The 20833-nt window shown below is 42.3% G+C and carries 19 protein-coding genes; 15 read left to right on the forward strand and 4 right to left on the reverse strand.

Annotated features, from left to right (window positions below; all coding sequences use genetic code 11):
• Nucleotides 1-49 precede the first annotated feature (49 nt).
• From PBAT_RS05385 to PBAT_RS05395, 3 genes are all read right to left on the reverse strand, one after another.
• The gene (locus PBAT_RS05385; protein ID WP_068647276.1) at nucleotides 50-949 is read right to left on the reverse strand and encodes a TetR/AcrR family transcriptional regulator; all 900 of its coding nucleotides are present in this window, start codon (nucleotides 947-949) and stop codon (nucleotides 50-52) included.
• A 117-nt stretch (nucleotides 950-1066) separates the two neighbouring features.
• Nucleotides 1067-1381 carry a DMT family transporter gene (locus PBAT_RS05390; RefSeq protein WP_068647279.1) on the reverse strand — a complete coding sequence of 105 codons (315 nt, stop codon included), beginning with the start codon at nucleotides 1379-1381 and terminating at the stop codon, nucleotides 1067-1069.
• A complete protein-coding gene (locus tag PBAT_RS05395; protein WP_068647280.1) occupies nucleotides 1381-1728 on the reverse strand; it encodes a DMT family transporter in 348 nt (115 codons plus the stop codon). The genes PBAT_RS05390 and PBAT_RS05395 overlap by 1 nt, the downstream gene beginning before the upstream one ends.
• A gap of 247 nt (nucleotides 1729-1975) precedes the next feature.
• On the opposite strand from PBAT_RS05395, the gene cls reads away from it, so the two are divergent.
• Nucleotides 1976-3484, forward strand: a complete 1509-nt coding sequence (gene cls / locus PBAT_RS05400; RefSeq protein WP_068647282.1) for a cardiolipin synthase — start codon at nucleotides 1976-1978, stop codon at nucleotides 3482-3484.
• A gap of 69 nt (nucleotides 3485-3553) precedes the next feature.
• On the opposite strand, the gene PBAT_RS05405 is transcribed toward cls, so the two are convergent.
• Complete coding sequence (locus PBAT_RS05405) at nucleotides 3554-5068, reverse strand: phospholipase D family protein (protein ID WP_149466279.1); 1515 nt, start codon at nucleotides 5066-5068, stop codon at nucleotides 3554-3556.
• A gap of 267 nt (nucleotides 5069-5335) precedes the next feature.
• Here PBAT_RS05405 and PBAT_RS05410 point away from each other — a divergent pair, with 267 nt between their 5' ends.
• The 14 genes from PBAT_RS05410 (at nucleotide 5336) to ychF (ending at nucleotide 20555) form a co-directional block, all read left to right on the forward strand.
• The gene (locus PBAT_RS05410) at nucleotides 5336-6256 is read left to right on the forward strand and encodes a MerR family transcriptional regulator (protein WP_068647284.1); all 921 of its coding nucleotides are present in this window, start codon (nucleotides 5336-5338) and stop codon (nucleotides 6254-6256) included.
• A 180-nt stretch (nucleotides 6257-6436) separates the two neighbouring features.
• Nucleotides 6437-7987: a phytoene desaturase family protein gene (locus PBAT_RS05415; protein WP_068647286.1), complete on the forward strand. Its 1551-nt coding sequence runs from the start codon at nucleotides 6437-6439 to the stop codon at nucleotides 7985-7987.
• On the forward strand, nucleotides 7984-9441 hold the full coding sequence (locus PBAT_RS05420; RefSeq protein ID WP_068647288.1) for a phytoene desaturase family protein: 1458 nt from the start codon (nucleotides 7984-7986) through the stop codon (nucleotides 9439-9441). The genes PBAT_RS05415 and PBAT_RS05420 overlap by 4 nt, the downstream gene beginning before the upstream one ends.
• Nucleotides 9438-10310, forward strand: coding sequence for a phytoene/squalene synthase family protein (locus PBAT_RS05425; RefSeq protein ID WP_246168346.1), 873 nt, complete (start codon nucleotides 9438-9440; stop codon nucleotides 10308-10310). Before PBAT_RS05420 ends, PBAT_RS05425 begins: the two co-directional genes overlap by 4 nt.
• Nucleotides 10307-11077: a carotenoid biosynthesis protein gene (locus PBAT_RS05430; RefSeq protein ID WP_084402841.1), complete on the forward strand. Its 771-nt coding sequence runs from the start codon at nucleotides 10307-10309 to the stop codon at nucleotides 11075-11077. Before PBAT_RS05425 ends, PBAT_RS05430 begins: the two co-directional genes overlap by 4 nt.
• Nucleotides 11046-11795, forward strand: coding sequence for a lysophospholipid acyltransferase family protein (locus PBAT_RS05435; protein ID WP_068647289.1), 750 nt, complete (start codon nucleotides 11046-11048; stop codon nucleotides 11793-11795). The genes PBAT_RS05430 and PBAT_RS05435 overlap by 32 nt, the downstream gene beginning before the upstream one ends.
• Before the next feature lie 53 nt (nucleotides 11796-11848).
• Nucleotides 11849-13027, forward strand: a complete 1179-nt coding sequence (locus tag PBAT_RS05440; RefSeq protein ID WP_246168352.1) for a glycosyltransferase family 2 protein — start codon at nucleotides 11849-11851, stop codon at nucleotides 13025-13027.
• Nucleotides 13024-14502, forward strand: a complete 1479-nt coding sequence (locus PBAT_RS05445) for a phytoene desaturase family protein (RefSeq protein WP_188016994.1) — start codon at nucleotides 13024-13026, stop codon at nucleotides 14500-14502. The genes PBAT_RS05440 and PBAT_RS05445 overlap by 4 nt, the downstream gene beginning before the upstream one ends.
• Before the next feature lie 255 nt (nucleotides 14503-14757).
• Nucleotides 14758-15792, forward strand: a complete 1035-nt coding sequence (fni, locus tag PBAT_RS05450; protein ID WP_246168771.1) for a type 2 isopentenyl-diphosphate Delta-isomerase — start codon at nucleotides 14758-14760, stop codon at nucleotides 15790-15792.
• Nucleotides 15793-16060: 268 nt separating this feature from the next.
• Nucleotides 16061-16621: an ECF-type riboflavin transporter substrate-binding protein gene (locus PBAT_RS05455; RefSeq protein WP_068647298.1), complete on the forward strand. Its 561-nt coding sequence runs from the start codon at nucleotides 16061-16063 to the stop codon at nucleotides 16619-16621.
• Between the two features lie 15 nt (nucleotides 16622-16636).
• Nucleotides 16637-18340: an ABC transporter ATP-binding protein gene (locus PBAT_RS05460; protein WP_068647300.1), complete on the forward strand. Its 1704-nt coding sequence runs from the start codon at nucleotides 16637-16639 to the stop codon at nucleotides 18338-18340.
• Nucleotides 18333-18818, forward strand: a complete 486-nt coding sequence (locus PBAT_RS26190; protein WP_276326524.1) for an energy-coupling factor transporter transmembrane component T family protein — start codon at nucleotides 18333-18335, stop codon at nucleotides 18816-18818. Before PBAT_RS05460 ends, PBAT_RS26190 begins: the two co-directional genes overlap by 8 nt.
• Entirely contained in the window at nucleotides 18815-19171 is a 357-nt protein-coding gene (locus PBAT_RS26195) for an energy-coupling factor transporter transmembrane component T (protein ID WP_276326525.1), read from the forward strand. Before PBAT_RS26190 ends, PBAT_RS26195 begins: the two co-directional genes overlap by 4 nt.
• Before the next feature lie 283 nt (nucleotides 19172-19454).
• Entirely contained in the window at nucleotides 19455-20555 is a 1101-nt protein-coding gene (ychF, locus tag PBAT_RS05470) for a redox-regulated ATPase YchF (RefSeq protein ID WP_068647302.1), read from the forward strand.
• Nucleotides 20556-20833 lie beyond the last annotated feature (278 nt).

Consider the following 20833-nt stretch of genomic DNA (forward strand, 5'->3'; position numbering starts at 1 on the left):
CTCTATACTTCTTGGGTTACACAGGATAAATAGGATTTCACTAAGTTATTTACTGAGTTATCGAATATAGTGAAATAATCTCCTTGAGTTCATCAGTTAAGACTTGTAGTTCTGATATTGGTAGTAAATTAGCGATCATACCGATCAAAATAACTCTTCGAGGTTGAATATCTACAATTTCTTTCTCCAGAATATGTATGGATTCAAGAGCATCTTTGTACGTATTCTTATCAATCGAGTTTGTCTTGAGGTAGTCTTTTATTTCTTTGGTTATCTGAAGAGGATGCCTTTGAACGTTGGATTGATCTTTAAATTCATTAATCCATTGACCCCATACATCAGAAGTAATGAGTGGTTCGGAAGACTTGGAGATCATACTTTGGGTGATGTCATCGAGTAGGGATATGAATTGTTTTGACATTTTTTGGATGTTTATAGGGAGGCCAGGAATAAACAACATTCTTAAATAGGAGGCTAGTATGCCACCGAAAAATAAGATGAGGTCAATCGTGTACGGTTCTACTTCAGAACCATAGATCGATTCAAGTTTAACTTTAAACCAGTGAAGCATTTTGAATTGCTCATCGCGCATACAAGTATGCTTTTTACTTGGGCCCGAACCATCAATAAACTGCTTCTTCACAAATTCACGTAACTCAATCAGATGACTTAGAAGAACCTCCACTTGTTTATGTAGTTGCTCTTTAGGGGAAAGAAGACTGTCTTGTTCTACCTGCATAATACTGTCGCGAATGAGATGGAAACAGTATAAGTAAATACTTTCTTCCAGCTCATCTTTAGATTTAAAATGTAGATATAAACTTCCCTTAGACATTTCACATACTTCAGCAATTTCTTGCATAGAAGTTGAGGAAATACCTTGAGTAGAGAATAGTTGCAAGGCAGTCTTCAAAATGTAGGTTTTCTTGTCCGCTGACTTATCAGCCAATGTGTGCACACTCCTTTCTAGAACTTCCGAGTTCTATGATTGACTTGATAGTCAGATTATATTACAAATTCAAATGGGTTACAACTTTGTGCCTTTAACCAGAGGGAGGACGACCCATTATGAGATCAGTTTCAATCCGATTGCCGCAGCAAGAATCATCGAAATAAACACAATCCGTTTGAATTCCTTAGGTTCGTTATACATCGTCATACCGACGATGGCACTACCTACGGTTCCAATACCTGTCCATACAGCATATGCCGTACCCATAGAGAGAGATGTCATGGCATAAGAAAGCAATGAGAAGCTACCTACAAAGGAGATGGACATAAGGATATATGCCTTGGGACCTTTACGATCTGCGATACCCTTAATGCCGATGACGCCGAATACTTCACATAAACCTGCGAGAATAACTGCAATCCAAGCCATTAGATATTCGCCTCCTTCGAAGGTGTCATATCTTTATCCGTAATTAACTTCAGACCTATGACACCAGATAGGAGTAACAGAATAAGTAGTACCTTGGACAATAGAAAAGGTTCATCGAAGAATAGCATTTCCGCAATAACCGTTCCACCCGTGCCTAATCCAGTAAATACAGCGTAGACCGTCCCGATAGGTAATTGTTTGGAAGCCATAATAATAAGGAAAAAGCTGACTGCAATAGCAAGAGTTGTTCCCACCCATTCTGCAATTGTATTTGAATGTTTTAATCCAGATACCCATACCACTTCAATAATTCCTCCAATAAATACATAAAGCCATTGTCGATTCATGATGACACTCCTTCTACCCCTTATATTGTTGTGATGATGAATTCAAGACCTAAGCGAATCGGGCTATGGAAACATTAGCGCTTTCTGCAAACGACTTAAAGTTTCAGTATAACATTTCATGTACGTCATTTTGAAATAGGATAATAAATTTTGAAGAAGTGAATAGGAGGATTAGGATGAATCATGTACAATAGTATTGTTACAGTGCTTATAGAATACATTGAGTAGATTAAAAGTGAGGGAATATATGAGACGAGGATTACAGATAGTATTAATTTCAGCTATTGTGTTTGCATTTTATTATTTTGGGTTCGGTGTTGTAGGGAAAACAGCGGGAACGATTGTAAGTATATTCTCTACACTAACGGTCATTTCACTATGCTTTATTATTTTTATGGAGAACCGGAATCCATCTACAACGTTATCTTGGATACTCTTGCTTGCATTAGTTCCTATCGTAGGGTTGATTTTTTACTTCCTATTCGGACAGAACTATTTCAATCGCCGGAAGTACGATAAAAAGGCACTGCGTGATATGGAGGTGTATGAAAGATTTGAGAAAGAAGAATTACGTTTCCATCAGGATCTTTCGCAGTTTACACCTCGTCAACAACAAATGTTGAAATTATCCCAGAAGCTAGCACGTACACCAATTTCATTAAATACAGAAACAACGATTCTTACGAATGGAGAGCAGACCTTCTCCAACCTGATTCTTGAACTCGAGAACGCCGAACATCATATTCATATGGAATATTACATCTTTAGAGCAGATGATATCGGTACACGGATTCAACAAATTCTAATCAATAAGGCCAAATCGGGCGTTAAGGTCAGATTTATGTATGATGCGGTAGGGAGTATTCAGATATCTAAATCATTTCTGAAAGAAATGGTTGATGCGGGTGTGAAATTGGTTGCGTTCGGTAGCGTTAAGACCAATTTCTTTTCCAGTCGTGTGAATTTTCGTAATCATCGTAAGATTGTAGTTATTGATGGAGATGTAGGTTTTATCGGTGGACTGAACGTGGGCGATGAGTATTTGAGCCGAAGTAAGACGTATGGCTACTGGCGGGATACACACATGTTAGTTAGAGGAGAAGCTGTACGAACGCTACAGATGATTTTCTTGCAGGATTGGTTGCATATGACGGGTGAGAAATTCCTTGAACAAGAGTATTTCTCACCTACTCTGACGAGTGGCGGTGACGGTGCCGTTCAGATGATTGCGAGCGGTCCCGACAATGAGAGACGCGTATTACGGAATATCTTCTTCTCTATGATTACTTCGGCGAAGAAAAGTGTATGGCTTGCGACGCCATATTTCATTCCCAATGATGATTTATTAACTGCGTTAAGAGTTGCTGCTATGTCAGGGATGGATGTAAGAATTCTATTCCCTGCTAAGCCAGATAAGAAGCTTCCATTCTATGCATCTCATTCCTATTTCCCATCGCTGTTGGAAGCAGGTGCGAAGATCTATGAGTATGAGAAGGGGTTTATTCATTCCAAACTATTGATCGTAGATGGTGAAGTAGCGACGATTGGGACGGCGAATATGGATATGCGTAGCTTGAATCTTAACTTTGAGGTCAATGCGCTTCTTGTTAAGACAGCTAGTGTGCAGAAGATGGTGACAGACTTCGAACGGGACCTATTATCAACGAACCTTGTTACTTTAGATCAATTAAAGAATAAGAAGCTATGGGAACGTTTCATGGAATCTGCTGCAAGATTAATGGCACCCCTATTATAAAGAATAAAGAGCGTCTGCTTATTTTTAGCGGACGCTCTTTATCTTTTATACTTACTCGTAAAGAAATGACTAGAATGTGGTGAGACCAAGGATTTTCTGAAGTCTAAATAAAACATCTTTCAGCCATGTGGTCTTCTCTTGATAAGCATCTAGATTTAATGTATAAGGTGCACCTTCATTGGACCATAATCGATTAAAGTAATCTTGCATCTCCAGATTTAAGGGTTGTTCTGGAGGTACAGATACCCAAAGGTCATTCTCCAAGTTATAATCGTCCAGATTACGAGGGGTGAAATTAGTAGATCCACCTATAATAATGGCGTCGTTCGAAGGCTTGGAAATGTACAATAGCTTTGGATGATACTGTTCTTTGGTCGTGTTATACCACTTGATCTGAATGGCGTGATCAGATCGTTCGTATAATTCAGCCGCAACGGGACGATTCGGAATGCCAATCTTATCACTTCCGAATGCATTCTGGTTGGGGTCTAATATGAGTCTTACATCTACGCCTCGCTTTGCTGCATCAAGTAAGCCATTCATTACTTTCTCATCGGCTAAATAGAACATTCCCATCCACAAGGTATCTCCTTGCGTTGCCTTCTCCATTTCAAGGAGTACATGTTTGTATACCTTACCTTCAGTTAAGTATCGGACACCAATGGGACCTTGAGTTGTCGTCTGGCCACTTGGTTGATATTTCGGTAGTTCACCGCCATCTGACATATTGGCTGCAGCTTGTTCTGTTGCTAATATGTCTTGGATAATATCTCCTTGCACTTCCAAGGCAATATTCGAATGGAATGCACTCGCATCATGAACGTTTCCAGAGGATATGAGCGCGGTATGCTCACTAACAACTACTTTTCGATGATTAGCTTTAACATTAAGTAAGTCTAAGTAAGAACGAAGTGTAATCTTTGGTCCTTGATCAGCCATGAGGTTGGGAATCCATCCGGTTCCGGATTGTCCAAACCATTGAACAAATGTACGCCAGAAAGCCGAATAAATAGGTGTAGAGTCTCGCAATGGGTCTACATCTGTCATAATCACTCGAATGCCCGCCGACTTCAAGTCTTCTAATAGTTCATTGGGTGCTGATCCATAATTGGTATTCACTTCATCTGTAATAAAAACAATATCCATATCAGGGTATTGCTGTTGATGAGCGATAAGTTTATCAGCCAGCATACGGCTAACTTTTGGGAAAGAGTCACCTTCATGGGTGTAGTTATTAAAAAGAAATAGGTCAATGACCAGAAATTCTCTTGATTCTTCTACGATCTGAAGGATTCTTTGCAAAATCTCTTGATCATGTCCCATTTGGTCTTTACCTTTGGCATACGTAATGTCTTTCCAGAACTGAACATCATCCACGTGATATATGGGGCTTTCATAGGAGATTCCCTCGGGAAGAGGTTTATGGGTCTGGTATATGATTACAGCAATGAGCCATAACACTAACAATCCTAGAGTAGAGCCAATCCATATGGTTCGAGGTTTTCGTTTCTTAGGGACTGTATGTTCCAGTTGAAGGGGTTGTCCCGGTGTAATATTGTTCGCATCTTTGGAGTGTAACCCCATGTTGATCTTCCTCTCTAATCAAGCTAACGGTGTTTATATATAACTATTAACGTTTGAAACTTCCTTTGAAGCAGTGAACCATAATTTCATGTTCAGAATATAGCGTGGATCTCTTGAGTGGTTTACTAAATTTTGATGAAGTGACAACATCTAACCCATCATGTATAATGAGTGTACTAAATTTGTATAAGGTTCGGACCGTATATATTGAGTCAGATGAAGGTATGAATTAGCCCAGAATGAGAAAAGAAAGAGTGTGGGTATGCTGTGTATTCTATAAAAAAAGTTGCTGAAATGCTTAATATACCAAGTGTTACACTTCGGGCATGGGAGAATCGGTATTTAGCAGTGGACCCTATGCGTACAGAATCTGGTTATCGTGTGTATAGTGAGGAGAATATTGAAGATTTACGTTGGTTGAAAGAACAGGTGGAAGATCACGATATTAATATCTCTCAAGCTGTCCGTATGTTAAAGGCACGGAAAGAAGAAAAGAGTCGTGTACAGTACGTTTCGGATTTGGGTCAAGGTACGACGACGGATGCCTATCAGAATATGAGAGATCAGATCTTTCAGAAGTTGTTTCATTTCCAAGGTGAACAGGCAAATGCGCTGATAGACTTTGGATTCTCAATGTATGGTTACGATGCGATGCTACACCATATACTTGTTCCTGTACTAGTCAGAGTGGGAGATGAATGGGAAGAAGGTAAAGCTTCGGTCGCCCAAGAGCATTATATGACAGGCGTAATCTCGCAGCGGTTTTATCAATTTTTTCACGTATTTCCTATCAATACGCACCTACCTAAAGCACTATCATTCTGTCCCGAAGGAGAATATCACCATGTGGGGTTATTACTCTTTTCATTATTTCTACGTAAAAATGGACTGGAAGTGCTATATCTAGGTGCGAGTACACCTATGGATGGTGTGATGCAGATTATTGCCGATCAGGATATCCAAATGGTATGCATGGCGGTTACAAATGTGACGCAGGTTCCTGATTGTGATGCGTTAGTTACTCAAATGACTGAGCGTTACCCGAACCTTATCTTTGTGCTGGGTGGCAAAGGGTATGAGAATGCTGGTAGTACGACATACCCGAAATGGGTCATGACGGAACCTTCAGAGCAATGGCAAGATTGGTTTATTCAAAGTGGTCACTTTGGAGCTAATGGGAGACATTAATATAGTGTAATTATTAATTAGAAGACGACTAGCATGAAGTATAGATGAATAGGATAAAATATTAAAACCATGTTGCGGCAATAGAGCAACATGGTTTTTTGTGCATAACCCTTCACAAAATTGTATCGTATTTGTATTATATTTGTATAATGTTTTTCGAGGGAGAAAGGTGAGCCACAAGTGAGTCAAGGAAAGAAAAGAAAAACAGTGGCAGTCGTAGGGGCGGGTCCTGGTGGACTTGCTGCTGCCATGCTTTTGGCTGCTAAGGGATATGACGTACAGGTATTTGAGAAGCAAGATAGGGTCGGAGGTAGATCTGGACAACTTCAATTGGGAGAGTTCCGATTCGACCGTGGTGCTACATTTCTGATGATGCCGCAGATCTTGGAACAATTATTTGCCGACGTAGGACGCTCTCTTCAGAAGGAAGTAGAGATGAAAGAATTAGAAACGTTATACAGTCTCCATTTTGGAGACCTCGCATTTACTCCATCTAAGGATGTTGAGGCTACTGCGTCGCAAATTGCCCGGCTATTTCCTGGTGATGAAGAGGGCTATCGTCGTTACATGGCAGAAGAGGACATCAAATTCGATAGAATTATGCCCTTACTTCGCCGTCCCTTTCAATCGCTAAAGGATTATTTGAAAAGGGATGTTATACGAGCGCTACCTTACCTCCACGCAACAGACACCGTGTATGGACGGCTTTCGCGTTATTTCAAGGATGAGCGATTACGTACATCCTTTTCCTTTCAGGCCAAATACTTAGGGATGTCACCATGGGAGTGTCCAGGGACATTTACGATATTGTCTTTCATTGAACATAAATTCGGTTTATTTCACCCTATTGGGGGAGTTAACGCGGTCTTTACAGCGATGGCGAAAGTAACTACCGAACTTGGGGGCGTGATTCATACCTCTTGTGGTGTTAAACAAGTTCTAACCAAGAATGGCACAGCCGTTGGTGTTTTACTTGCGAATGGAGAGCGTATTGAGGCTGATCATGTCATCGTTAATGCAGATTTCGGAATGGCCATGACGACATTATTTGAACCGGGCTTGCTGAAGAAGTACACACCGGAGAAGCTGAACAATAAAAAGTACTCCCTGTCCACTGCCATGTTATACATGGGTGTAGAGGGAGAGATTGATTTACCTCATCATTCTGTATATTTTGCGAATGACTATCGTAGCAATGTCGATGATATGACAACACACAAAGTATTATCTGATGATGCTTCACTATATGTACACAATCCTTCGGTCATCGACCCTACGCTAGCTCCTCCAGGTAAATCTTCACTGTATGCCTTGATGCCAGTACCGAATTTGTCAGCTAGTCTGGATTGGGAGAAGGATCGAGAGCATATTCAAGACCGCATGATGAAGTTACTTGAGGGCATTCCTGCTTTGTCAGGACTCTCATCTAGGATAGAGGAATCCCTCTTTTTCACACCGCTAGATTGGCAGAATGAACAAGATGTATATAAGGGAGCAACCTTTAATCTTTCTCATAACTTAGGTCAAATGATGACACTTCGACCTCATAATCGATTCGAAGAAGTAGAGGGGGTATGGCTTGTAGGTGGAGGCACACATCCAGGTAGTGGACTGCCTACAATTATTGAATCAGCTCAGATTAGTGTTCGGTTGTTGGAGGAAGAAGATGCTCGTGGGAGCAAGAAGCAGACTAGCAGAATACCACAATCGAAAGTGGGGAGAACGGTATGACGAGAGTTGCTATCATCGGGGGAGGTATTGGTGGATTAACATCGGCTCTATTGCTTCACAAACAAGGGATTGATGTCACTGTATTTGAACGATCATCGAAGGTTGGGGGTCGTATTGTATTTGAAGAGGAAGGCCCATACCGCATTGATCAAGGTCCAACAATTGTGCTGTTACCTGAAATGATTCATAGCATTCTGGAGGAAGCGGGGATATCTAGAGATCGATTAGAACTACTGCGCTGTGACCCGCTATATCGTATACACTATCACGATGGAAAGGCATTGACCAAGAGAGCAGATACTCAGGCACAGGTAACAGAGATCGAATCGATATTTCCTGGTGAGGGACGTGGATTTAAGCGGTTCATGGCTGATTTGGACGCGATGTATCCAGCCGGTCAGGCGGGATTTCTTGAAAAGGGATTTCAACGTAAAAGGGATTTCTTCACACCTAAATTAATGTATCTGATGCTTAAGATGCAAGCACATAAAAGTATCCGAGGTGCAGTCGGACAATATTTCAGAAGTGAAGAGTTAAAGGATGCTTATTCACTACAAAGTTTATACATTGGCGGTTCACCGTTTGAAACGCCTGGAATTTATAGTTTGCTACCCTATGCAGAGCATAAGTACGGTGTATGGATGGTGAAAGGTGGATACGGGAGTCTTCCGGAGTTATTGTCGGAAGAATTAGTTACCCGTAAGATTCCTTTCCAACTAAATACTGAAGTGGAATCTATTATTGTCAAGAATGCTAAATTCACGGGAGTTAAGGTGAACGGTCAGATCGAGTCATTTGATGCTGTGATATATAATGGCGAATTCCCTCATTTAAAAGGACTTATTGAGGGATCAGAAGTACCCGCAAAGAAAAAGGTTTTTCGTCCATCCTCGGGCTGTGTTCTGGTGTACTTAGGGGTTGAGAGACGCTGGGAAGAAAGTATGACACATCAATTTTTCTTGCCACCGAGTCTGAATACGAGTCTTCGAGAAATATTTCTGGAGAGAAAAATCGCCTCTTCACCATCCTTCTATGTGTTCAATCCTGTTGCGCTTGATGAGAAGGCGGCGCCTTCAGGGCATAGCGTGATGTACTTTTTGATCCCTGTTCCAGATGCCCAAGGTGTGGATTGGGATATAGAGGTGCCGAGTCTTGTAGATAAGGTACTTCAAGAAGCAGAAGATCGAGGATTCCAAGGGTTACGTGAAGCTATTCGGTGGAAAAAAATTAGAACGCCTCAAGATGCAGAACAGGATGGATTGTTCGGGGGAGGGAGTTTTGGTATTGCACCAACGTTATCTCAATCAGGGGTATTTCGTCCACAGTCGAGACCCTATTCCATTGAAGGATTATATACAGCAGGAGCATCTGTACATCCGGGCGGAGGAGTGCCTATTGTTATGCAGGGAGCAAGACTTGCTGTGAATCAGTTGATGAAGGAGATGAGTTTATGATGAATGAACAGTATTTAGATAGATGCGAAGACATGATTCAAGAGGGGTCTTCCTCCTTTTATCAAGCATTTTGTGGACTGCCGAGTCCTCGACGTGAAGCAGTTAACGTCATTTATGCTTTCTGCCGCATCATTGACGATAGTGTTGATGAACCAGATAAGGCACCATACTCCATTCATGAATTACGTCAGCATTTCTTGTTGCTAGATGCAGCAGAAGGGCATTTTATTTGGCCTGCATTAAGGTGGTTATTCAGACAATATCCTGATTTGAATAAGGATCCTTTCCTACGACAAATGGAAGGACAGTGTTCAGATCTGTCATTTATACATTATACAACAATGGAACAATTGGAACGGTATTGTTATCTAGTGGCTGGAACCGTTGGGGAGATGTTATTGCCTGTTCTGAGAGAAGAAAGTAGCGCTGAAATCATTGCTTCTGGGATCGCCTTGGGCAAGGGCATGCAGATTGTCAATATTATTCGTGATATTGGGGATGATCATAAGCGAGGTCGTCGATACATCCCATTAGATTTAATGAATAAACATGGGTACACAGAAGGGCAAATGGATCGTGGAGAAGTGAATAGTTCATTTATAGAACTGATTCGTGAATTGAAGAATTCAGCCCTACGCTGGTTTCAACAAGGGCTTGCTGATATAGAGAGTTACCCTAAGACAAGTGGTATGGCCGTGGAATTAGCGGCTACGTTTTATGTTCGTATTTTAAATGCGGTGGAAGCTAATGGTTATGACGTATTTACTCGTAGAGCATTTGTCTCAGATGAAGAAAAAATGGGACTATTTCTAGACATATATTCAAGGTATACGCAACCCTCGGTAGGAGGGGGGATTGCAATACAATGATCGTAAATATCATATTCTGGGTATGGTACTCCATAGGAGCAATTCTTCTATTATTTACTGGGGTACCAGATGCTCTGGAATTCTCCAATGGACTATTTCTAATTCTATATGCAATCTATGCTGTGCATCTCACTACGAAGGCCGACTTTTATTCTCCTGCGGCCAATAGATTATTTAGGAACTGGAAACATGGCGGATTGTATCTGTCCATCGGGTTAATCTGGTTGAGTGGCGTCGGGATAGAAATGATAGGTGTTCAGACGGGATGGCCTTTCGGTACTTATGAATATTCAGACATCTTAGGATACCGATTGTTAGGTGTGCCGTTTACGTTAGGATTTGCTTGGATTGCTGTCGTGTACAATGCTTCATTAATGAGTCCTACGATAGGGCGGTATGGCAAGCTAGTACGTGCACTGAAGGTAGGATTATGGACAGTCATATTGGATCTAGTTCTAGATCCTGTGGCATACCATCGAAGTTTCTGGACTTGGGCTGAGCAAGGTGGTTTCTATGGCGTGCCTTGGAGCAATTATTTAAGCTGGTTCATCATTGGTGCACTGATGTCTCTATGTGTTCCACTTTTTAAGATTGACCTTAAAACTTCTAGAAGAGCTGTTAGGCTATATCAAATGATACTACTCCTATTTGGACTTATGGGCGTGAAAGCAGGGTTATTGGGCATTGGACTCATCGCAGTCACTGGCATGATTATGGCTGAAGGGAGTCATCGTTATGCTTATCGCAACGAAGTCAACTCGATTTAATGCGCTATTCTCTCGATATAACGAGTGGTATCTGATTAGGAGGCAATTTAGATCATTTCATATTCATGGAGAGTTAGATCCGGAGTCTAGTCAATCTAAAAATCTGTTGTATATCATGAATCATAGCTCATGGTGGGATGGGCTGTTTATGTATTTCTCCACTCAAAAGGCATCGATTGGTGACCATTATATGATGATGGAACAACGCCAATTGGAGAAGTACGCTTTCTTCCGAAAAGTTGGTGCATATTCTATTGATAGATCTGACCCAGGGGACATTCGGGCTTCCTTTAGATATACATCCGAGTTATTAAGATCAGGTAAGAGACCATGGATGTTTCCACAAGGGAGTATTCAACATTTGGAGAGTAGACCGCTGGCATTTCAACCGGGTGTTGGTCTATTGTTACGGCAGAATCCAGAGGTTTCAGTTGTGCCGGTCACACTATATCATGGGTTATTCCAACATTCTAAGCCTGATGTCACAATGCTTGTGGGAAAACCCCTGCAGCTTCAGTGGAACGATATGAATAGTAGAGAGATTTCTTTACTACTAGAAGAGAGACTCCAGTATCAATTAGATGGTCATCGTTTAGCTGTAATAACTTCTCCAGAAGGTATTCCAGAGGGATATCGGAGCTTGCTTCGTGTAGGTAAATCTACGAATGAGAAATGGGATGCGGTTAGGACGTTTTTTGGAAAACAGCCCTTGGGCTAACGATTTGTGAATAGATATGATCATGAATAGTTGTAGGGGAAAAGGTGATTATAATGATGGCATTAATGCTGAAGATCATTGCTATTGCAGTAGGTTGCCAATTGGGGTTCGTCATATGGAATATTTCTAAAATGCCCAAAATCGGACAGGTAAATAACAATAGTAAGGAATCGATAGGATCAACGCTGAAGGACCATTCAGATAGCGGCATGCTGCCCAGAGTATCCATTCTGATCCCCGCACGTAATGAATCTCATAATATTGAAGGGTGTTTATCATCTATTCTGAGATGTGATACTTTCAATATGGATGTTGAGGTCCTCATATTAGATGATCATTCTACGGATGACACAGAGACTAAGATCAGAGCGATGTCAGAGCTTGATGGAAGAGTAAAGCTTATCAAGGGAAAAGAACTACCTGCTGGCTGGATGGGGAAATCCTTTGCGTGTCACCAATTGGCTCAACAAGCTGAAGGTGAATGGTTGTTGTTTATAGATGCAGATGTTCGGTTGAAGAACAATGCCCTAAATGATGTTATGAAGACGGCTTACTTACAAGGTAAGGGATTAATTACTGGGTTTCCTTTTCAGAAGACAGGGACTTGGTTAGAGAAATTAGTCGTGCCTATGATGGCTTTTACCATTGGTTGTCATCTTCCCATTCCGTTAATTCGTTATTCAAAAGACCCAAGGTTTGTTGCAGCGCATGGTGCATTCATGCTCATTCATCATGCCAGTTATGCGGCGTCAGGTGGACATGTGGGAATCAAGGATGGGCTACTCGACGATATGCAGTTGGCTCGGGCAGTAAAGGTTGCGGGACATACAGTCATGTTAGCTGATGTGCATGAGCATGCTGAGATGAGGATGTATGAAAGTGCGAGTGAAGTATGGAATGGGTATCACAAAAATATATATGAAGGCGTCGGTCGTAATGGCTTTTTACTAATAGCTGTTCTGTCTTTTTATAATCTTTTCTATGTATTTCCACTGATGGCTATTTTGATTTCTATGGGAATGGGAAATGGAATATTAGTTATGGGTGCAATCGGGGTAACGCTTCTAGGAATGTTGGTGAAGGGGGTAACGGACAGGGCGAGTGGTCAATCGAAATGGCTCTGTTTATGTCTGCCGATCAGTATACTTTGTTTATCTGCCATAGCTCTGAATTCTTGGAAATCGGGTGTCACAGGTAAGGGTTACCTATGGAAGGGGAGGTGGTATGGATGAACCGGAAGGTAATCATTGTAGGATCTGGATTTGGGGGTCTTTCCTGTGCCATTACAATGGCAGCGAGGGGATGGGGAGTTACGTTAATCGAACGGCAATCAACCCTTGGTGGTAAACTACAGCAGATTCAAGAAGAGGGATACACATTCGATCGAGGTCCAAGTACGATTACGATGCCAAATGTCTTTCGCGATGTCTTTGATAAGGTAGGAGCCTGTATGGAAGATTACGTGGAACTATACGAACTAGAGCCTCGTAGTCGTAATATATTTGCTGATGGATCGAGGGTTGACTTATCTCGTAACGTTTCAAGAATGGAAGACCAGATCGCAACGTATAGTCCTACCGATGCCTTACATTATGCCGCATACATAAAGGAAGCAGGTCTATTATATCAGCATGCAGAGGCACAATTCATGAACAAGTTGCTTCTTTCTTGGCGAGATAAAGCCAATTTGCCGATGTTACGGAGCTTATGGCGAGTACGTCCATTTACAACCCTACAGAAACTTCTCGAGCGGTATTTCAGTCATCCCAATACGCTTGCTATGTTTGGAAGATATGCGACGTATGTTGGATCATCCCCCTATCAAGCCCCTTCTATTTTTGCGATGTTAGGGCACGTAGAGGCAAAGAATGGCGTATATGGTGTCCGGGGTGGAACGTATCGTTTGATAGAAGCTATGGCTCGATTAGCAAGAGAACTTGGTGTGAGTATCATGACCGATACGGAAGTGACACAAATTGTAGTGGCTCATGGCAGAACGACTGGTGTGGAGACCAATAAAGGATTCTATGAGGCACCGATCGTTGTGGCAAATGGCGATGTTCTTAGTGTGAATCGCATGTTAATCCAAGAGCAAGATCGACCTTCCATGCGAGATCGTCGGATTGGGAAATACGAATCTTCGCTTTCTGGATTTGTTACTTTAGCAGGCGTGCGCCAGCAATATTCGAAGTTATTGCATCATACGGTATTTTTCCCGCATAAATATGAACCTGAATTTAGAGACATATTTGAACGAAGATTAACACCAGCAGATCCAACCGTTTATGTGTGCTATTCAGGTTACTCCGAACAGGGGATGGCACCGAAAGGTGGAAGTAACTTGTTTATTCTTGCCAATGCGCCATCATTAAGTGGTTACTTGAATTGGGAAACGGAAAAAAAGATATACGGTGATGCAGTATTATCCACCTTAAGTCAACATGGTATATCGGGTCTAGATCAGGGAGATGTGTTTAAATACTACACACCGGAGGATATTGCGAGGGATACACTAGCATATAAAGGATCAATCTATGGGATTTCTTCTAATTCGATAGGACAAACGTTCTCTCGTCCAAGCAACCGTAGCAAAGATATCGAAGGGTTATGGTATGTTGGAGGTACAACGCATCCAGGGGGAGGCACCCCGATGGTGACCTTGTCAGGGAGATTGGTGGGCGAGTATATCACGGAGCATATGGTATAATATATATCATTTACATAAATGGATTTACGAAAAGAGTTGTGCTGTGGGCGCTTACGATGCAAGTGTTGTTCCAAAACTTTAAGTTAATGCTTACGATGCAAGTTTTGTTCCAAAACTTTAAGGTGAATGCTTACGATGTAGTTTTGTTCCAAAACTTTAAGGGGGAAATGAATGATGGGCACGGAATCTCAGGGTGCGGCAGAGAACTTATTCCTACATAAGAGGGATACGACTGGAACATTGAGGGAATCGCTCATGCCAGAAGTGCCAACGGGTGAACGTAAAATAGAGCATGTACGCCTTTGTCTGGATGAGGAGGTAGGCGGCAATGGCGTAACGACGGGTTTAGAGCATTATCGATTCCGGCATTGTGCTCTGCCAGAGACTAACTTTGATGATATTAGCATGGATACTGACTTCATAGGGTTGTCATTGCGGACGCCACTACTCATTAGCTCCATGACGGGTGGAAGTAAAACGACAGGAGCCATTAACTCGCGTCTTGCGGAAGCGGCAGAAAGGCGGGGTTGGGCGCTAGGTGTTGGTTCTGTTCGTGCTGCGGTGGAACGAGAAGAACTAGCATCCACTTTCTATGTTAGAGATAAGGCGCCAAGTATACCGATTATCGCCAATCTCGGGGCCGTTCAGTTGAACTATGGCTTCACAACGGATGATTGCTTACGTGCTATTGAGATTGCTGGTGCTAGCATGCTCGTGTTGCACTTGAATGGACTTCAAGAAGTCTTTCAGCCAGAGGGCAATACGAACTTCAGTGGATTACTATCACGAATTGAAGAAGTATGCCGTAAGCTTGATGTACCTGTAGGTATCAAGGAAGTGGGTTGGGGTATTGATGGTGAGACCGCGTCGAGGTTATATGACGTGGGCGTTGCTTTCATAGACGTGGCTGGTGCCGGAGGCACCTCTTGGAGCCAAGTTGAGAAATTCCGCAGCCGAGACGAGGTTCGCCGCGCGGCAGCGGAAGCCTTCGCGGGGTGGGGCATTCCCACCGCGGAATGTATAACCGAGGTGCGGGAGGTTTCCCCGTACGGAGGCTTGATCGCAAGCGGCGGGCTGAATAGCGGCGTGGATGCCGCGAAAGCACTAGCGCTCGGCGCCAATCTCGCGGGATTTGGCCGTAGCCTCCTAGGGCCGGCCGTGCAATCCGAGGAGGCGCTCGATGCAGCCCTCGCGAGGGTAGAGCTGGAGCTACGCACAGCGATGTTTGGCATCGGAGCTGCGAATATACCGGCGCTATGTGCGACGCGTCGATTGGTTCGTGTGAACTAGACAACGAAGAGATGCTTGCATAGTATTTATTTTACTGAAATGATTAAAAGCATATATTGAGATAAATACCCTTATTCCCTATATGAAATAAGGGTATTTATCTTGGAAATCATAAATTCCCAGTGAAATCAACGTAATTGCGGCTAAAAAAATCATTTAATTGTCAAAAAAAGTTTTGCCTTCCTGTTCTAATCCCCTTATATTAAAAGTACAAATAACGGAAAACGTTCGTATTTGAAATTATAATAGAAACAGGAAGGTGACACTTTTGAAGAAATCTCTTTTTCAATTGAATACAAGAACAGTGGTAACGATCGGTATTTGTGCCGCACTATATGGGGCCACAGGCTTTATTGGGGTTCCTATTGGTCCAGATACTTCACTAAGACCTGCCATTGCATTACTTGCTATTTTTGGTGCGTTGTTTGGTCCGATTGTTGGATTTACAGCGGGATTCATTGGACACGTCTTAACGGACTTGTTGATGAGTGGTATGGTGTGGTGGGGATGGGCACTTGGTTCTGCTTTAACGGGAGCGTTCATGGGTCTTATTTATCTGTACAAAGGATTCGATCCGTCGGCCGGACTTGTTAAAAAGAACCATGTGGGATTTTTCGCAGTATACGGTATCGTTGGAATTATTTTTTCGCTACTCTTTTCCTGGTGGTTTGATATCACGTTCATGGGTGAACCTTCAGATAAACTAGTTATTCAGGTTTCGTTAGCATCAGTCTCTAACATTGCTGTATTTCTAATATTAGGTATACCTGCTGTACTTGGTTATGCAAAACGGAATCGGAAAGCTAGCAATTTAAGTGTGAATGAATAGGAGTAGAGAAATTACATGAAGCCCATCATCTCGTTTCAACAGTATAGCTTCCGATATAAAAGTCAGAACGAACCAACACTAAGGAATATCACATTAGATATTTATCCTGGTGAGAAAATATGGATTGCTGGACCTAGTGGTTCTGGCAAGTCAACGTTAGCCCATTGTATCAATGGGCTAATTCCTTTTACGTATAGCGGTGAAATCACTGGAAGTTTGAGTATCAACGATCGTGATCCAGCGAATTTAAGTATATTTGAACTAAGCAACACCGTCGGAACGATTCTTCAAGATCAGGACGCACAGTTCGTGGGTCTGACGGTTGGTGAAGACGTTGCATTTGTGATGGAGAATAAGGCTATTTCTCGTCCAGACATGAAAGCTCAAGTGATATCGGCTCTGACGATGGTTGATATGCTCCACAATATAGAACAAAGCCCTTATGATCTGTCTGGGGGACAGAAACAAAGTGTATCCCTTGCGGGTGTACTCTCAACAGATGCAGATGTATTGCTATTTGATGAGCCTTTGGCGAATCTAGATCCGGTTAGTGGTAAGCGTGCCATGAAGCTTATTGATGATATTCACGTTCGGAGTGGAAAAACAATTATTATCATCGAACATCGCGTAGAGGATGTCCTACAAGAGGCGATTGATCGTATTGTGCTCATGAATCAAGGAGAGATTGCTGCGATAGGTACACCGGACGACATTCTTTCCTCGGGATTACTTCGAAAGTATGGATTGCGTCCACCCCTCTATGCGGATGCCATGGAATATGCAGGGATTTCATTAGATGGTGTGAAGGGGTTGAGTGCACCTCAGCAACTCGATATTCCCGGATTGAAAGGCCAATTAGATGTATGGACAAGAGATCTTGGTGAAAGTAAACGTATTGCCCTCTCTACGCCTTTACTCGAATTGGAGCATGTCGTATTTGGTTATGACAAAGATAAGACCATCATCAAAGATGTCTCACTGAATGTTGGTATAGGCGAAATTGTGGCATTGCTCGGTAATAATGGTGCGGGCAAATCGACACTATCGCAATTAATTACCGGTATTTTGAAACCTCAGTCTGGTCGTATAACCTATGCAGGAGAGGATATCAGTTCTTGGTCAATTCGTCGTCGTGGTGAGCAAATCGGTTATGTGATGCAGAATCCGAACCACATGATTACACAGCATATGATCGCCGAGGAAGTGGGTCTCGGATTGAAGGTTAGAGGTGTGGCAGCAGAAGAGATTAAGGAACGTGTAGAACATGTTCTGGTAATATGTGGGTTATATCCGTTTCGTAATTGGCCAGTATCCGCGCTTAGTTATGGGCAGAAGAAGAGACTTAGTATTGCCTCCATTCTTATTCTAGAGCCTAAGCTTATGATACTGGATGAACCGACAGCGGGACAAGATTACCATCATTATAAAGAATTTATGGATTTCATCCGTGGTCTGGCAGAACAAGGATTGGCATTCCTCCTGATTACCCATGACATGTATCTAGCCCTAGAGTACGCACAGCGAGCCGTGGTCTTGAGTGATGGCAAAGTGATCGCAGAAGACACGGTAGCCTCCGTGCTAAGCCAGCATGAGGTAACAACTGCAGCGCATTTGAAAGAGACATCTCTCTCCTTGTTTGCACGATTAAACGACCTAGAGAAGCCTGAACGTTTGGTTCATGCTTTTATCAACTACGAGAAGGAGAAAGGCCATGAATAGAACGGGAAGCCTATATGAACCGGGGAGTTCCCTCTTTCATCGATTGGATGGGACGGTCAAGCTATGCTTGTTCGCCGTATGGACCATCCTAACCTTTCTTTTTTTAGACTTACGTGTGTTCGGAGTAATGTTGTCTGTCGGCGTGATCTTACTTATTACATCAGGTATTCCTTTCAAAAAAATTGCATTGTTGTTCTGGGTCATGATTATCTTTACTGTTCTGAACAGCGTATTTATTGTATTGATTACGCCGACCTTCGGTACGCGACTGACGGGAACGAACACTCCGATGATTCCACTGGGGTATAACACGATAAATGCGGAGACACTCTTTTATATACTAACGTTGTCAGCGAAATATTTGACGTTACTACCGATTACGTTGTTGTGTATCTTCACTACACAGCCGAGTGAGTTCGCTGCTAGCTTGAATAGAGTAGGTATCCCTGTATCCCTTATAAAATCGCCTACGCGGTGAGTATTGCCTTTCGTTATATTCCTGAATTAACGGTAGAGTTTCGAAATACGTTGAACTCCATGCAAGCGCGTGGGATGGGAATCACGAAAGAAGATGGGAAGTTAGTACAACGATTTCGTAATTTCGCAGCTGTGGTTGTTCCTGTGCTTCAATCTGCCCTACACCGCATTGACTCCGTCACGAATGCCATGGAGCTTCGGGGCTTTGGGACGCAAAAACGTCGTTCATGGTATAGTGGCAAGGATATGAACGCATTAGATTGGATCGTGATAAGTGCAAGTCTAATGTTGTTTGGATTAGGTCTGTGGTTAAGAGTGAAGGGTCTAGGACCTTATTGGTATCCATTTTTATAATCATAACGTAGGTACGTCATACGGTAGGTAGCTTATGGCATTTCACGTGTTGTGAATTGGTTAGGGAACCTTAGAATGAATGTTTATCAGCGGCTAATCGTTGCTAGCTTATATGTTCTAATATATAATGGGTAAGATCAGTCTGTATTATGATATATGCATTGAACTAGAGAACAACTTGCAAGTGTATCATATGATAATCATGGATATGGATTTAGCAACAGAGGTTGTAGTTCATTATATATAGCAAGATCAATTACCTAAAATGGGAGTTGTCATATAAATGGCTTTAAAAGCAGGTATTGTCGGATTACCGAACGTTGGTAAGTCCACGTTGTTTAATGCAATCACACAAGCAGGAGCAGAAGCTGCGAACTATCCTTTCTGTACGATTGATCCAAATGTTGGGGTTGTTGAGGTACCGGATGAGCGTTTAGATAAACTAACTGAATTGGTCGTTCCTGATAAGACCGTACCTACAGCATTTGAATTTATAGACATTGCTGGAATTGTTCGTGGTGCGAGTAAGGGTGAAGGCCTAGGTAACAAGTTTCTAGCACACATTCGTGAAGTGGATGCGATTGTTCACGTTGTTAGATGTTTTGAAGATGAGAACGTGACACATGTTGATGGAAAAGTGAATCCTGTCAGCGATATCCAGACGATTAACCTGGAACTTATTTTGGCGGATATTGATAGTATTGAGAAGCGTATTGATCGTTCCCGTAAGAATATTAAGAACGGTGACAAGAAATTCGTTCAAGAAGTTGAAGTACTTGAACGTGTGAAGGAAGCCCTTTATAACGATATGCCAGCACGTAGTGTGGAACTAAGTGAAGACGATAAGGCGATTGTTCGCGATCTTCATCTGCTTACACTTAAGCCTGTATTGTATGCAGCTAATGTGAGTGAAGATGGCGTTGCAGATGCAGATAGCAATCCTTTTGTACAACAAGTGAGAGATTTCGCAGCAGCTGAGAATTCAGCAGTTGTGCCGATCAGCGCTAAAGTAGAAGCGGAAATTGCAGAACTTGAAGGCGAAGACAAAGCAATGTTCTTAGAAGAGCTAGGACTTGAAGAATCTGGTCTTAACCGTCTGATCAAAGCAGCATATAGTCTACTTGGTTTGTACACATACTTTACAGCAGGTGTACAAGAAGTTCGTGCATGGACGATTCGTAAAGGAATGAAAGCACCACAGGCAGCAGGCGTTATTCATACAGATTTCGAACGAGGATTTATTCGTGCTGAAGTCGTGTCCTACGATGATCTAGTTGCTGCTGGATCCATGGGTATTGCTAAGGAACGTGGTCAGGTACGTCTAGAAGGTAAAGAATATCTCGTGAAAGACGGAGACGTTATGCATTTCCGTTTCAACGTTTAGAGACTTACCCCAATGCACATGAATGAGTTTGCCTGATGTGGCAGGCTTGTTCATGTGATTTTAATTCATAGGATTATGTAATGATTCCCATCTGAATATGTGGAGTATTACTGGTGTATGACGGTTTACTGCTTCCTTCAAAGGCATGCTATCATACCTCCCACCTTGCTCTTATCCCCGAATGCTAGAATAAATAACCCAATATATATTTATAATGGAACTATAAAAAGGATCCAAATAGGCTTATGCACGTGTAGATCAAGCAAAGCTTGGCATAC

It is taken from the genome of Paenibacillus antarcticus, assembly GCF_001637225.1.
In the GTDB taxonomy this organism is placed as follows: Bacteria; Bacillota; Bacilli; order Paenibacillales; family Paenibacillaceae; genus Paenibacillus_AQ; species Paenibacillus_AQ antarcticus.

Coding starts and splice junctions, on each gene's coding strand:
- fni (WP_246168771.1), top strand. CDS start 14,758: ATGCCAGAAGTGCCAACGGGTGAACGTAAAATAGAGCATGTACGCCTT.
- PBAT_RS05405 (WP_149466279.1), bottom strand. CDS start 5,068: ATGGGGTTACACTCCAAAGATGCGAACAATATTACACCGGGACAACCC.
- PBAT_RS05430 (WP_084402841.1), top strand. CDS start 10,307: ATGATCGTAAATATCATATTCTGGGTATGGTACTCCATAGGAGCAATT.
- PBAT_RS05435 (WP_068647289.1), top strand. CDS start 11,046: ATGCTTATCGCAACGAAGTCAACTCGATTTAATGCGCTATTCTCTCGA.
- PBAT_RS05390 (WP_068647279.1), bottom strand. CDS start 1,381: ATGGCTTGGATTGCAGTTATTCTCGCAGGTTTATGTGAAGTATTCGGC.
- PBAT_RS05395 (WP_068647280.1), bottom strand. CDS start 1,728: ATGAATCGACAATGGCTTTATGTATTTATTGGAGGAATTATTGAAGTG.
- PBAT_RS05420 (WP_068647288.1), top strand. CDS start 7,984: ATGACGAGAGTTGCTATCATCGGGGGAGGTATTGGTGGATTAACATCG.
- ychF (WP_068647302.1), top strand. CDS start 19,455: ATGGCTTTAAAAGCAGGTATTGTCGGATTACCGAACGTTGGTAAGTCC.
- PBAT_RS05425 (WP_246168346.1), top strand. CDS start 9,438: ATGATGAATGAACAGTATTTAGATAGATGCGAAGACATGATTCAAGAG.
- PBAT_RS05445 (WP_188016994.1), top strand. CDS start 13,024: ATGAACCGGAAGGTAATCATTGTAGGATCTGGATTTGGGGGTCTTTCC.
- PBAT_RS05460 (WP_068647300.1), top strand. CDS start 16,637: ATGAAGCCCATCATCTCGTTTCAACAGTATAGCTTCCGATATAAAAGT.
- PBAT_RS05440 (WP_246168352.1), top strand. CDS start 11,849: ATGATGGCATTAATGCTGAAGATCATTGCTATTGCAGTAGGTTGCCAA.
- cls (WP_068647282.1), top strand. CDS start 1,976: ATGAGACGAGGATTACAGATAGTATTAATTTCAGCTATTGTGTTTGCA.
- PBAT_RS26190 (WP_276326524.1), top strand. CDS start 18,333: ATGAATAGAACGGGAAGCCTATATGAACCGGGGAGTTCCCTCTTTCAT.